Here is a 14,559-nt window from a genome sequence, read left to right as displayed (position 1 = left end):
TCCCTGTCGAATTTTGCGTTAGCCCAAATTTGCCTGCGACCAATTCTTAATTTTAATTGACAATGAAATTTGCATTCATCATCGATCCCCTCGCGCGACTAATTCCAGGACACGATACCAGCGTAGCGCTGATGGAGGCAGCTCAAGAGTTGGGTCACGAAGTCTGGGCGGCTCAAGCCAACGAACTAAGCGTCATCGGCGGCAAAACCTGGGCAATGCTCAGTCGGGTAGCCCTCACCCCAGTAAAAGTGGTAGATGGACGCTGGGAGGCTGCTGAGGCTTGGTACCAGGTAGAACATCCTACTTTGCAGCCTCTGGAAGCAATGGATGCAGTATTTATGCGGACAGATCCCCCAGTCAACATTCCTTACCTCTACGCTACTTACCTTCTAGATGGCATCGATCCCGCTAAAACTTTGGTAGTTAACAGTCCCAAAGGATTGCGGGCGGCGAATGAAAAGATGTATGCTTTGCAATTTGAGGGAGCGATTCCTGAGACAATTGTTTCTCAAAACAAGCAGGTAATTCGGCAATTTGTGGAGAAAAAAGGAGCAGCAGTTCTTAAACCCTTGGGTGGCAAAGCTGGCGAGGGGATTTTGTTCTTGGAAGCGGGCGATCGCAATCTCAACTCCCTGGTGGAAATTAGCACTCAACAAGGGCAAATTCCAGTGATGGTTCAGACTTATCTGCCGGAAGCCAAAGAGGGAGATAAACGGATTATATTGTTGAACGGCAAGCCCATCGGTGCTATCAACCGCATTCCCACCGGCAATGAATTTCGTGGCAACATGGCCGTCGGCGGCCGAGTCGCAAAAACAGAAATTACCGATCGCGAACTGCAAATTTGTGATCAGTTAGAACCAGTGCTGCAACGGGACGGACTGTACTTTGTCGGCATTGATATTATTGGCGGCTATCTCACAGAAGTTAATGTCACCAGCCCTACAGGGATCAGAGAAATTGACTTGTTTGATGGCGTTAGTTTGGGAAAACAAGTAATTGAATGGGTGGTTAGTCAGTAGTCATTAGTCATTAGTCAGTAGTCATTAGTCAGTAGTCATTAGTTATTAGTTATTGGTTGCAGCTAACAACTAACAACTAACAACTAACAACTGCCAACTGCCAACTGCCAACTAACAACTGCCAACAGTGAACAGTCAACAGTCAACAGTTAACAATTCCCAATTATTAAATTATGTCAAAAATAGGCGTAGCAGTAGTCGGTACAGGTTTCGGTCAAAAAGTGCACCTTCCCGGCTTCCAGGCCCATCACCGGACAGAGGTTGTGGCTGTTTACCACCGGAATTTAGACAAAGCAAAGGATCTCGCCTCTACCCACAATATCCCCTACGCTTGCGACTCGATCGCCGATATAGTAGCCATCCCAGAAGTGGCGGGCGTCAGCATTTCCACGCCGCCATTTTTGCATTTTGAAATGGCAAAAACCGTTTTGGAAGCAGGCAAGCATTTATTATTAGAAAAACCCACAGCCCTGACAGCAAATGAAGCCAGGGAACTTTACCGATTGGCCAACAACGAATCTCCAACCGATTTTAAAAATGGTGGTTCTAGAGCAATTGCCACAATGGACTTTGAGTTTCGCTTCATCCCCGCATGGCAAATGCTAGCAGAATTATTGGCAGCAGAATATGTGGGAGAGAAGCGTTTAATTAAGATTGATTGGCTGGTGTCGAGCCGCGCTGATGCTAATCGCCCCTGGAATTGGTACGCGCAAAAAGATCTAGGCGGCGGAGTTTTGGGCGCGACTGGTTCTCACGTTTTTGATTATATTAGCTGGCTGTTCGGCCCGCCCCAAAGGCTTTCTGGGCATTTGATTACAGGAATTTCGCGGCGGCCCGATCCGAATGATTCAGGAAATTTAAAATTAGTTGATGCAGATGATTCGTGCGCGTTGATGTTGGAATTAGCCGGGGGAACTCCTTGTCAAGTTTGTTTGAGTTCTGTTACTTATCAAGGGCGGGGACACTGGGTGGAAATATACGGAAGTAAGGGTACGTTGGTGTTAGGAAGCGACAACCAGCAAGATTACGTCCACGGATTTCGCTTGTGGGGTTCCCAAGGTGGAGAACCTTTAGCTGAAATCAAAATTCCTCAAAGATTGGAGTTTCCTCAAGTATATCCAGACGGGAGAATTGCCCCGTTTATTCGAGTAGTAGATAGGTGGGTAGAAGCAATAGATGCCGGTAAATCTTTGATACCGTCCCTCAGAGAAGGGGTTTACTCACAGTTGTTGATGGATTTGACCCAGGAGTCGAATGCTACGGGAACTTGGGTAGATTTACCTAATATAGATAAATTTTTGGGCACTAAGTAAAAGTAAAAACTGCCAAAGCAATCTCACGCACTCGATCGCACCCCAAACCCGATAAACTACAAATAGAGAAACTCAATCCCACCCTATATCCAGAGTCGGTAGTTGTGAATGGCGCGCCCTGAAAGTCCTTGCCTCAGTATAGCGATCGCTCGCCTGAGAACCGCTGGGGCAAACCATTTTGCCACTTGGGTTCTACAAGCTCCTTATCCCAGCGGGTACGTTCACCACGACTGTATGTGGCCCGATACCCTCTCCCAATCTTGGAAAGCTTGGCAGGAAATGTTTTCGCCCTCCGGGACAATTCACGAATTGCCCCTAAATCCTGATGGAAGTTTCGTCTCGCCGGAAAACAACCAGAATATACTGGCAGAAACTGAACAACGAAGTCCTCAGTCGCTCCACCTCGCTCCAGCGACGCCCTCTGTTCCGCTCCACCTCGGTCAACAGGGGTGGGGCGACAAAGGGGATCAGCATCCGCCTCGGCCACCGGCAAGCTACAGCAGCCGCCTGATGCAGCATTTGGGGATTAATCTTTGGCAGTGGCTGTTTGAAGGGCCGATTCAGGGTAGTCTCCAGGAAAGTAAAGGTATCGCGATCGGGCAAAATCTACCTCTGCGAGTGCGCGTAGACTTGCGCGAACCGTATTTAATTGCTTTACCTTGGGAAATTATGCAGCCTCAAGCCGGTCAACCGGCAATTTCTCTGTCGCAGCAACTGCTGTTCAGCCGAACTACCAGCAATGTTGAACCTTTGCCACCCCTGCAGCCTGCGGAGTCGCTCAACATTTTGCTAGTTTTGGGACAAGCAGAACCCGGCGGCGGTGCTAATTCTCAATTTTCCAAGAGTAATAACGGTCATTTGCAGTTGGGAGAAGAAGCACTCGCCCTAGCTGGCGTTCTGGAAAGTGCTTTTCAAACCGACGACAGCGACAAATATTTTGACATCAGCGTTCCGACTCGCGTCGATACTCTGATCGAACCTACTCCGGCGGAACTCATTTCTCGGCTGGAAACGCAAGCTTACAACATTCTGTTTTACGCAGGCCACGGGATACCGGGCCCCGACGGCGGTTTGCTGTTTTTGGGGCCGGAAACGGCGATTAATGGCACTGAACTGGCTCAGGTTTTAGTTCGGTGCCGCGTGACTCTGGCGGTGTTTAATGCCTGCTGGGGAGCTCAGCCGGCGGTGGAGAGGCTGCACTCAACTAACGGTCAGCAACAGGCGATCGCCCGCAGCAGTTTGGCTGAGGTACTGATTCATCACGGGGTGCCTGCGGTGTTGGGGATGCGGGACTCGATCGCCGATCGCGAGGCCCGGAGTTTTATCCAAACTTTTGCCCAAGCTTTGGCCGGACGGATGTCGATCGATCGGGCAGTCGCCGTCGCCAGACAGCAGTTATTGACCCTCTACAAGTTCAATCAACCGGCTTGGACGCTGCCTGTGCTTTATATGCACCCTGAGTTTGACGGTCAGCTAACTGAGCCGGTAGATGACCTCAAAACAGAATTGCCTTTAAATTCTTCTACTTGGTTGGGACGGTTGCCGTCTTGTGCTTATTTGCGGGGGCGCGATCGACCAAATGCCAAATCCACCGAATCGATTAATCAGGTTTGGCCGATTCGCGCAGGTATGGTTCGAGTCGGACGCTGGGAAGAAAATGACGTAGTGATTCGAGAACAGTGGGTTTCTCAAAAACACGCCGAGATTTTCTGCCGGAACACTATCGGAGATAGCCGGGAAGAACCTAGCTACTTCCTGCGCGATTTTTCTCGCTACGGGACTCTAGTTTTGGGATCTGAGGGATGGCAGAGAGTTCACCACCAAGAATTTCTGCTACGCAGCGGGACTCAGCTAAAATTTGGCAGTTCTCAAGGTCAGATTTTTGAGTTCACTATTGAGGTTCCTAAAACTTCGGGGTACAGTGAGACTGATTGCGGAACGAATTAAGGTGCGGGTGTAGCTAATGAAGACAAGCGGCTACTGGCACAGCAAAGTTCTGGGCCTTGAGTGTCCAGTCTGAATTTAAAAGAGTTACTCACCACTGATGGCTCGCAACTAGCTCTTGGCACAGTCCCCCTTCTGTCTTTTCCTTTTCCCACCTAGGTATTACATCATGGCTACCCAATCTACTGATTCTGAATATTTTCGCGACTCACAAACTCAAGCCCAGATGGAACTTCTCGCCACAATTGTTCAGACTGATGTTGCTTATCCCTGGAATCCTGCACAGCTTGAATCCGAATCTTATTTAGCTGCCCTAGAGCAGGAATTTGCGCTATCTGATTCCTTCAGCGACAGCGATATTGCCCTGAAGTCGCAAGTTTTATTCTCGCAATTAGAACAAGTTTGGCTGACGACTGCTCTGCACAAGTCTTTGCGCGAGAAATTTGCTCGCGTTCCTCAAGATTTTCTGGCCAGCATCGCTCAAAGCGTGCAAAACGCCACTGTTAAGTATCAATCTTTAGCTGACCAAATGGTAGAGTGCGTCTTAGATATTTTGCCTCAGTGGGCTGAGGAAGATTTGCAGGTGTTGGCACGTCCTTTGGCTTATGCCATGCGAGATGTTGATTCGGAAGGGGGGGAATTAGTCATGGCTACTACAAGACCTTGGGCCCAATTGTCGGAAATAGAACAAGCCAGAGTTAGTTTGGCTGTCGCCCGCTATGCAATCTCGCAATTAGAAATGGCTGATTAGTTTTTGGATGGCTAAATTTTTGTGCTGCGAACGCGGTAATTTTTTTAAATTAATATAAAATTAATCTACCTTTAGTTAGATGTCACATTCATCTAATTGCTAAATTTTATGGATTGCTATAGTTTGATATAGCAATCCTATTTGATTTGTAGACAAGATATAGCCTTGCTCAGTAACATGAGATCCACGCTTGATAAGCGGGCATAGGCCTCCGTGGGCATAGGCCTCCGTGGGCATAGGGCATACCTCACCAAGATTGAGAACTTCTGTAATTTTTTTTGAACTATAGCAAGCGTGCCCGACGTTTATGACCCAGATGTGGCAGTATTTTCAATCAGCTTTTTATGGGCGGCGTCGCAGAAACGGCCCACAAGAATTATTTTTTATTATGGAATAGGCCCGAAAGCCTGTTGCCGACATTGCTGAAATCCTTGCCGAAGATTGCTTCTGATATCTTTTCCGGTTGAGTGGGAATGATAAAGTCAAGGTCAATAATTCCACATTCCCCCACTCCCCACTCCCCATCATTCCAGTGTTACCGGAATCCATATGACTTCTCTCCTGGGTAACTCAAACCTTCTTCCTTCTTCCTTCTGCTATATTTTGCCAGGTTTGGACTCGCTAAGCAGTTTGGCAACAGCAAGCAAGATGAATTATCATACAATGGTCAGAATGTTAAAAAATGTAAATATACTAATGGGGGTGTGTCGGAATTTTCCACAGAATTAAAAAGTGGACAGCAGCAAACCCTTACTGTTGCATGCACGATCGGGACTTTAAAATTATTTTATGACAACTTCAAGATTTGATTTTCAAGACTTGAAACGCCGCTTTGGGCGGATTTCGCGGGTGCAGACGGCAACGCTAGTCGTGTTGGGGGCGGTTGCTTTCGCAGGTGCGATCGCCGCAGCCTGGTTTGGCAGTGAAGGTACAGTCAGCGGTATTTTTGCCACAATCAACACTTGGCAACAAAACCCGCCTGTGTGGCTGCAAGTGCCTGCTACGAGCAAGATGTATTTGTTAGTGCCGACTATCGTGCTTGTCTCCGTTGCTTTAGCTGCAATTAAAATTTCGCCTCAACCGCAGAAATGGTCGCGCGCTGTGGTAGTTGCAATTGTTCTGGCTTTAACCATTCGCTACGTTTTATGGCGATCGCTCGCTACTCTAAATTTAACCGATCCCCTCAACGGTATCTTTAGTTTGGGGCTGTTTTTCCTAGAAATGTTACTGGTTTTCAACACCAGTATTCAACTGTATTTAATGCTGAGAATGAAAGACCGGCGTCGAGAAGCCGATCGCATGGCAGTTGCAGTTGAAGCTGGAAACTTCACCCCGCCAGTAGATATTTTCATCCCAACCTACAATGAACCGGCTTTCATTTTACGGCGCAGTGTAATCGGCTGTCAAGCATTAGATTATCCCAACAAAAAAGTATATTTGCTTGACGATACTAAGCGGTCTGAAATCAAGTTGCTGGCAAAAGAACTGGGATGCGAGTATATAACCAGACCAGATAATATTCACGCCAAAGCTGGAAACATTAATCATGCCACAGCCCTTACAAATGGAGAACTAATTGTAGTTTTCGATGCGGATTTTATTCCCACTAAGAACTTTTTAACTCGCACAGTTGGATTTTTTCAAAATCCCGAAATCGCCCTCGTTCAAACACCGCAAAGCTTTTACAATCACGACCCCATCTCTCGTAATTTAGGTTTAGAAAATGTGCTGGCGCCGGAAGAAGAAATCTTTTATCGGCAAATTGAAATCATCAAAGACAGCGCCGACAGCGTGGTTTGTTGCGGTACATCTTTTGTTGTGAGGCGGACTGCTTTAGAAGCAGCGGGAGGATTGGTCACAGATTCAATCTGCGAAGATTATTTTACCGGAATTCGGCTGTCAGCAACCGGATATCAATTAGTTTATTTAGATGAAAAATTGAGTGCTGGTTTGGCGGCTGAAAATATAGAAGCTCATCTAAATCAAAGGCTACGCTGGGCGCGAGGCACTCTTCAGGCATTTTTTATTGATTCCAATCCTTTAACAATTCGCGGTCTCAGATTCGTACAAAGGCTGTCTCATTTAGAAGGATTGCTGCACTGGTTTACCAGTTTAACCAAGGTTTTATATCTGTTGATACCTGTAGCTTATTCATTTTTCGGCATAATTCCTTTGCGGGCAAGTGCGCGGGAATTACTGTACTTTTTCCTGCCTTACTATTTGGTGCAACTTACTGTGTTTTCTTGGCTGAACCGCAGATCTGGATCGGCTTTGCTTTCCGATGTTTATTCGTTCGTCCAGTGTATTCCTTTAGCGGTGACGGTGGTGAGTTCCATGCTGAATCCCTTTGGGAAAGGGTTTCAGGTGACGCCAAAAGGAATGGCGAGCGATCGCTTTCGTTTTAACTGGAATTTGGGATGGCCTTTGATTGTATTGTTCGCAGCTACAGCAGTCAGTTTGTGGCACAATTTAAACATTAATTTAGTTAAAAATGTTGACACCGTACAGTCAATATCCGAAAGTGCACATTTGTCAAAAGGAATGAGTTTGGGCTGGATTTGGAGCGGTTACAACCTGCTGATGATCGGGATTGCATTGCTGATTTTGGTGGATATTCCTAAGCCGGACATTTACGAATGGTTCAATTTACGCAGGGTTGTACAATTGAATATTGGCGGTAAAAGTTTTTGGGGTATAACCACTGTAATTTCGGAAAGTGGCGCGGAAGTTGCTTTGACGCAGTGGCCAAGTTTTGCGGTGAAAAATAAAGGCAGTAAAGAAAGTTTTACAGCACCAGAGATGTCGCAAAAATATGCCTTTGAGACAAGTGTATCCCAGGGGAAAATGAAACCACTCTCTCCCAGTGCGGCAGTCAAACCAAGGAGCTCGGTAGCGCCGTCTGTTGTTGAGTTGGGCACAGAGCGTCGTTTAGCCAAAGGTTTAATTGATTGCGATTCTGCGACTCTGGAAATCATGGAAGAGAACTGTTTTATTCCTGTGGCTAAGATTGAGTTGGTGAGCGATAAATCTCAGTTGGAGTCAAGTTTTCGGGATGGAAAAGAGTGCAGTTTTGTGGAATTTCCAACTGTGCGAATTGCGTTCGATCGCCTGAACATTAGCCAGCACCGCTGTTTGATCGAAATGCTGTACTGTCGGCCGGGCCAGTGGCAGCGCCAGGAAACTCCCGGAGAATGGCGAGCGCTGTGGCTATTGTTGAGAATTGCTTTGAAACCGAGAGCTGTTTTTGAGAGGAATAGGTCAGTTAGACCGATCGCAGTTTCGCAACTTTAGCCATATCTCGCTGTTATAGCGATCGCAAATCATTCGTAAATTAATTAAGGGTTCGATCGAGCAGCAGTTCCATTGAGTGTTGGTTCAAAAATACCAAATTTGTGTAACTTGAGAAAGTCAAAGCTTTGTGACTGTATGGTAAAATTGAAAAACCATTTAACCAAGGCATTCATAACTGAGCCGATTCCCAAATTTTCTCACCCAAGTCTTGGCATGAAGCCAAATATCTTCGACTGGATTCTGCTGCCTTGCATTAGGAGCAAACAGGACACAAGTTAAAGGCCATTCATCCCGCTCTTTACCTTGATTAATTTCTTCTAGGTAAGCTTTCATTTCTTTATATTTGTGATAGCTGGCTCCATCCCCAATAATCAAATGTCTGGCTTCGGGATTTAAAGATTGTAAGTCTTTTAAGTAAGCCACTGTATTCTCAGAATTTGCCGTTGCATATTCTCGCAGAACAAACTGTTTTGTTAAATAATTTACTGCGTCATAATAAGTTTGTTTTTCTATCTGATTCACGCCTTGGTATTTCTATTCTCTCGTTGCGCCTTCCCCAAAGATAACCACAGACATCTTCCCACAATAGATGACACTCATCAATCAAATACACCACAAGCTTTCTCGCTTCTATAGCTGAGCGGTGTTCTTCCAGAATTTCACAGATTTCTTGGTGCTTTTTTTTGACGAGGTATTCATCACGTTTTGGATTCTTTTTTTGAAATTTTTTCCAGCTAATTCCCGCTGAATTAAAAAGTTGGTAGTAGCTAGTTTTTGATTGAAATTCAATCTGATATCGCTCGGCTATATAATTTGACAATTCGGATAAATCCCACTGGTTTTTATTGGTTAACCATTGGATGACTTCCGCTCGTTATTCAGGCTTAAGTTGTCCCCGCGAACCCTGATGATTTAAGCGCAACCCTTCAATTCCCTGCAACGCATAATTGATTTTCCACTTACTGATAAATGGAGATGATACTCCCAATATCTTTTGAAGAGTTTCGCGGGGAACCCCTTCAATTAACATGCGGATAGAAGCAGCTTTTTTAAGTTCTCTTGGGTCGGGATTGCTGGCAATAAAATTTTCGAGTTACAATAAAGCTTGGACTTCATGCTCCACTTTTTGTGCCGATTTCTTTTGAGACATCTCAACTCCTACTGAGATTTACGTCCTCATTATTATACATGATTTGTGATTTACAATTCATTTGCGATCGCTATATATCCTGATTAAAACATCACAGTATGAATATTGGGGTAACATAAAGTTAGTTATTTTTCTCTAAATTACCCAATCCATGAAACTCAACTCATCTTTGTTTTATAAAGCGGTTTTGGTGGCAAATTTGCTCCTAGCATCTGTCACCAGTGTGAGTGTCGGTGTTCAAGCCGAAACCAAAAACCATCCTGAGAATTATCGCTCTAAATGCAGTTTTTACGGACAGAATCAACGACAAGCACAAACAATAGGCTGTTCAGTCAAGCAGAATCCCAACAAAATTACAATAGTATCATCTAAAAACACGCTCATTGTGTGGGTCGATATGCTTGACTTTTTCCCAATACTCTAACCTTAACTTCATGACTCTTTCTATTCCGGCTTGGCTACTTCTCACTGTTTTTTTTTACGATTTAATCCCAACTTTTGTAAGGCGTTACACATGGCTGTTCTACCCACCCAATTTCCCGTCTTCTGGGCAAATAACTCACACAATTCTAGTAAGGTTGCATCGGGATGTGCTGCCACTATTTCTCTCAAAGAAGCTGTGGAATTATTCAAATGACTGTATCTCGGTTTCCCCCTGGGTTTCGGCTGTAAATTCCCCTCTATTTTTTGTTGCTTGACCAGTTTTTGAACTAAACTTTTACTGACGGAAAATATCGCTGCTGTTTTTCTGATCGACAGCTTCTGCTCGATATGGGCTGCTACTATTTTTGTTCGCAAATCTACTGAATATGCTTTCATTGGTGTATTTTTTTAATCTATTCTTATTGTACCTCATAACACCCGGAAGTGCTGTATATGGATTTCCTTTGGGAAAGAATGTTCGTGCCACAGTTGCTGTCATTTCTGGAATTGACGAGCAGTCGCGGGGGTGAAGAGTCATAATAAATTATTTAATAGGCTGCGTGATTACACAATCATTCTGCCTATTCAGGACGGCGATGCCTGAGGGGTTTCACCCCTCAGACATTCGCCAACAGTCTCAAAAAATCCACACTACACTGTGCTAAATTCATTAGAAACTATGAACCCTAGTCTAGGAATAAACATCGCCGGCTACATTAACGGCGAATTTGGTATAGGAGAAGGTGTCAGAGCTAATATCAGAGCTGCAGAAGCCGCCGGGATTCCCTTCGCCATAAACAATTTTACCCGCAGTCCTCACCGCAAACAAGACACCACATATCAAAACTTTAGCCAAGACAATCCCCATCCCGTAAACTTAATTCAAGTCAACGCCGATCAAGTTGCAGCCTTTATCAAACATACAGGTTCCACCTATTTTGAAAACAAATACAATATCGGCTTTTGGGCCTGGGAACTTCCCGCATTTCCCCCAGAATGGCAGCCAGCATTTAATCACTTTCACGAAATATGGACTTACAGCAACTACTGCGCCGAGGCAATTTCTGCACTTGCGCCAATTCCTGTCATCAAAATCATGCCAAGTATTGATCTTCCCGCACCTTCCCTGAACAGAGAAGCACTGAATTTACCGAAAAATAAATTTATTTTCTTGTTTGTATTCGACTTTTCCAGCCGCATTGAGCGCAAAAATACTTTAGCGACAATTCAAGCATTTAAACAAGCTTTTGGCGAAGATGACCGCCTCTTGTTGATTATCAAATCTTCTAATTCAAACAAACATTTAGAGGAGCAAAATTTATTAAAATCTGCCATAGCTAATTCTTCAAATATCAAACATCTAGACGGGTATTTGTCCAAAAATAAACTTAACGGTTTGCTGTATAATTGCGACTGTTATGTATCCCTGCACCGCTGCGAAGGATTTGGATTAACAATGGCTGAAGCCATGTTTTACGGGAAACCCGTAATTGCCACCGGCTATTCATCAAATACAGAATTTATGAATGTCGGCAATAGCTATTTAGTCAAGTATAAGTTAATCCCAATTGAGCAAGATTGCGGGCCTTACAAAAAAGGCAATGTTTGGGCCGAAGCAGATGTCGAACACGCTGCAGATTTAATGCGGTACGTCTTTAACAATTACCGGGAAGCTCAACAAATGGGAGCGGTGGCGGCAGAAGAAATTAAGACTTTACTCAACCCGCAAGTTACAGGTAATAAAATTAGCAAACGTCTCGAATATATTGCCGAGATTACCGATAACTTTCAAAGCATACCTCTGTCAGGAACAGCCAAAGCGAAGTCGGCAAAAATTAGGGCTAACTTGCCACCATCACAGCAACAAAGTCAATTAAAAGGAGAACTGCCAAACGAGCAGCCGAAGGTTAGCATTTGCATTCCGACATACAACGGAGAAGCATTTATTGGGGAAGCAATTCAAAGTGCTTTGGCCCAAACATACCCTAACATAGAACTGATTATATCCGATGACGGCTCCACAGACCGCACAATTGCGATCGCCCAATCATTCCAATTACAAACTTCAGTCGATTTCCGCATCGTACTGCACCGCAACTACGGTTTATCACAAAACTGGAACTTTTGCATATCTCAAGCAAAAGGTCAATACATTAAGTTTTTGTTTCAAGACGACTTGCTCGCGCCAGAATGTATTGAGAAAATGGTCGCAATCGCCCAACAAAACCCAGAAATAGGTATGGTTTTTTCCCCGCGCGGCATCACCATAGCTGACGATGAATCTAACCCGATTTTGCGCATAGCTTCCCAATCAATTAAAGATTTGCATAAAAGTTGGTCGAATTTAAAATCTATTCAGCCCGGAAAAGAATTACTGGCTGATACTAACTGCTTGAGCAACCCCATAAATAAAATTGGCGAACCGAGTACCGTCTTAATTGCCGCGCGAGTTTTTGCAGAAATAGGATTATTTGATTCGGGATTATCTCAGTATGTAGACTTAGATATGTGGTGGCGAATCATGGGAAACTATCACATCGGATTTGTAGACGAAAAACTGTCGTCGCTGCGGATTCATCCCGAACAACAAACTTGGAAAAACTTCGCTGCTGGGGAAAATCATAAGGATGTAGTCAGATTTTACAAAAAACTACTAAATAGTCCTGATTACAGTTTCCTGGAGCAACAAATCAAACAGACAATCCGCCAAAAGTTGGCATTGAGAACCCAGCCGAGTTTATCGGAATTGTCACCACTGCTTGATCAATACAATAAATTTCCCTCAAAACAGCCTCTTCTCGCGCTGCGCCCATACCGCCAACAGCTAGCTGAATATTGGCTGAATTTGCCAGCGGAAAAATTAGAAACTGCTTACTCGAAAGATATGGGTAAAGCTCATAAATTGCTACTAGATAGCGCCCTCAAAAATGAAAGTTTAACTGAGTCAGAACAAAGTTTTGTTCAGCAGTTATCCTCGAAACTTGCTGAAGGAGGAGAAATTGCCGAGAAGATGCAATATCTCCTCGCAGCGATGCTGTACCGCGACGCTTATCAGTTGCCACTTGAATATAACAATGCAGCGATTCCCCAGTGGTTTTTTGACGATTTTCTGAAATTTATATTTCAGTCTCCCGGTTATTTTAAACAAAACTGGGAAGTAGAAAGGTACTCTGAATATTTCCAGCAGTTAATCAAGTACGTCGCTGCTAATATCGCTAGTTTTCCCGATTCAGAAGTTTGGCGTTATTTGGGGGATTTTATTGCGAAAAATGTTAGATTCCAACCTTTGTATTTTAGCGAGGTCAATCTACTCCATATATTGAGTCAGCGAGCTGATATTCTGGAATTTCATTTGAAAAATATCGGCTGTCAAATAGAATGGAATTTTCCTCATAGAGAACCTGAAAGAACTAAAATACGAGTTGGCTTTTTGCTTGATAAAATTAGTGATGAATCCGAGACTCGTGCTGCCATTTCGAGTTTTGAATATTTAGACAGAAGCAAATTTGAAATAATCGTGTACTATTTCCAGGTACAAGACGAGCGACTGGGGAAATATTGCGAAAATTGCGCCGACAAACTGGTGCAACTGTCAGAAGATTTGCCCAATCAAGTTCGAGAAATGCGATCGCACGATTTAGATATTCTGCTAATCTGCACCAATACTAGCGACACTTCTCAACCAAGTGCCCTCCTGTGCCTGCACCGACTAGCGCGGGTGCAAATAGCTACCGGTGCATCAACCCCCGCAACCACCGGCACCCGAAATATCGATTATTTCATTGCTGGAGATTTGACATTGCGCGCAGGTGCAGCAGCAGAGTATCGCGAAAAATTAATTAGTTTAGAAGGGTCGGGAGTTTGTTTAAGCTATACTGTAGGATCAGCACCTGGCAGAGTTGAACCGACTCGCAGGAGTTGGGGAGCCACCGACGAATCTGTAGTGTTCATGTCCGGCGCTCCAGCTTTGACAATTATCCCAGAATTGAGAGAAACTTGGGCAAAAATTATTGCTGCCGTACCAAATTCTATTTTAGTTTTGTATCCCTTTAGTTCCCGCTCAGAAAACTATCCGACGGTGCCTTTTTACAACCAAATTCGATCGCTCTTTGCCGAATTTGGTTGTAAAAAGCGCTTAGTTGTGATTAAAGCGCTGCCATCTCGCGCCGATTGCATAAAATGTCTGGAATTGGCTGATATATATTTAGACTCCTATCCATACAGCAGTGGCTGCTCCTTAGCAGAACCCCTGTTGGTGGGGTTGCCTGTAGTGGTAAGAAAAGGGCAAACAACTCGATCTCGACAATCAGCCGCCGTGCTCGAAGAACTACTACTTCCGGAACTGGTAGCAAACAGCGAGAACTCTTATTTAGAGCTGAGCACAGCACTGGGAACCAACCCAGAACTGCGTCGGCACTACCGCGAGCGAATCCACCAAAAAATGGCGGCAAACCCGAAATATCTCGACAGTCGCGCTTGCTCGACCCAACTCGAAACACTCTTTGAAAGACTATTGCGAGAGTGAAGGAAGAAGGAAGTTCAGCAACTAAGCAGTGTACGGGATTTAACGGATGGATGTTGAGGCAAGAAGGAAGATGGCAGAAGTAAAGATTTTCCAACTCTCCAACTCTCGCATCCCGCTACCATTATGAGACCCGCGGGGAA

The 14,559-nt window shown here is 44.7% G+C and carries 7 protein-coding genes and 1 pseudogene; 6 read left to right on the top strand and 2 right to left on the bottom strand.

Translation table 11 applies throughout. The features are described 5' to 3' along the window. Nucleotides 1–62: 62 nt before the first annotated feature. The 5 genes from gshB to QUA34_RS10155 all read left to right on the top strand — a co-directional run bounded on the left by gshB (nt 63) and on the right by QUA34_RS10155 (nt 8,321). Nucleotides 63–1,022: a glutathione synthase gene (gene gshB / locus QUA34_RS10175; protein ID WP_333386200.1), complete on the top strand. Its 960-nt coding sequence runs from the start codon at nt 63–65 to the stop codon at nt 1,020–1,022. A 173-nt stretch (nt 1,023–1,195) separates the two neighbouring features. Beyond that, complete coding sequence (locus QUA34_RS10170; RefSeq protein ID WP_333386197.1) at nt 1,196–2,335, top strand: Gfo/Idh/MocA family oxidoreductase; 1,140 nt, start codon at nt 1,196–1,198, stop codon at nt 2,333–2,335. A gap of 108 nt (nt 2,336–2,443) precedes the next feature. Next, the gene (locus QUA34_RS10165) at nt 2,444–4,282 is read left to right on the top strand and encodes a CHAT domain-containing protein (RefSeq protein WP_333386194.1); all 1,839 of its coding nucleotides are present in this window, start codon (nt 2,444–2,446) and stop codon (nt 4,280–4,282) included. A 166-nt stretch (nt 4,283–4,448) separates the two neighbouring features. Then, nucleotides 4,449–5,030, top strand: coding sequence for a hypothetical protein (locus QUA34_RS10160; protein ID WP_333386191.1), 582 nt, complete (start codon nt 4,449–4,451; stop codon nt 5,028–5,030). A 789-nt stretch (nt 5,031–5,819) separates the two neighbouring features. Further along, entirely contained in the window at nt 5,820–8,321 is a 2,502-nt protein-coding gene (locus QUA34_RS10155) for a glycosyltransferase family 2 protein (RefSeq protein WP_333386188.1), read from the top strand. Between the two features lie 44 nt (nt 8,322–8,365). Here the strand turns inward: QUA34_RS10155 and QUA34_RS10150 are convergent. Continuing rightward, nucleotides 8,366–9,471 (bottom strand): annotated as a pseudogene (locus QUA34_RS10150) (IS630 family transposase). A gap of 465 nt (nt 9,472–9,936) precedes the next feature. Beyond that, nucleotides 9,937–10,290 (bottom strand): IS630 transposase-related protein, encoded by a 354-nt coding sequence (locus QUA34_RS10145; protein WP_333326771.1) that lies wholly within the window; start codon nt 10,288–10,290, stop codon nt 9,937–9,939. Between the two features lie 283 nt (nt 10,291–10,573). Between QUA34_RS10145 and QUA34_RS10140 the strand changes: the two genes are divergently transcribed. Beyond that, the gene (locus tag QUA34_RS10140) at nt 10,574–14,419 is read left to right on the top strand and encodes a glycosyltransferase (RefSeq protein ID WP_333386185.1); all 3,846 of its coding nucleotides are present in this window, start codon (nt 10,574–10,576) and stop codon (nt 14,417–14,419) included. Nucleotides 14,420–14,559: the final 140 nt, after the last annotated feature.

This window comes from Microcoleus sp. POL10_C6 (genome assembly GCF_036701585.1).
Classification (GTDB): Bacteria; Cyanobacteriota; Cyanobacteriia; order Cyanobacteriales; family Microcoleaceae; genus Microcoleus.
The sequence above is the reverse complement of the archived record's forward strand: the minus strand, read 5'-3'. Positions and strand labels throughout refer to the sequence as shown.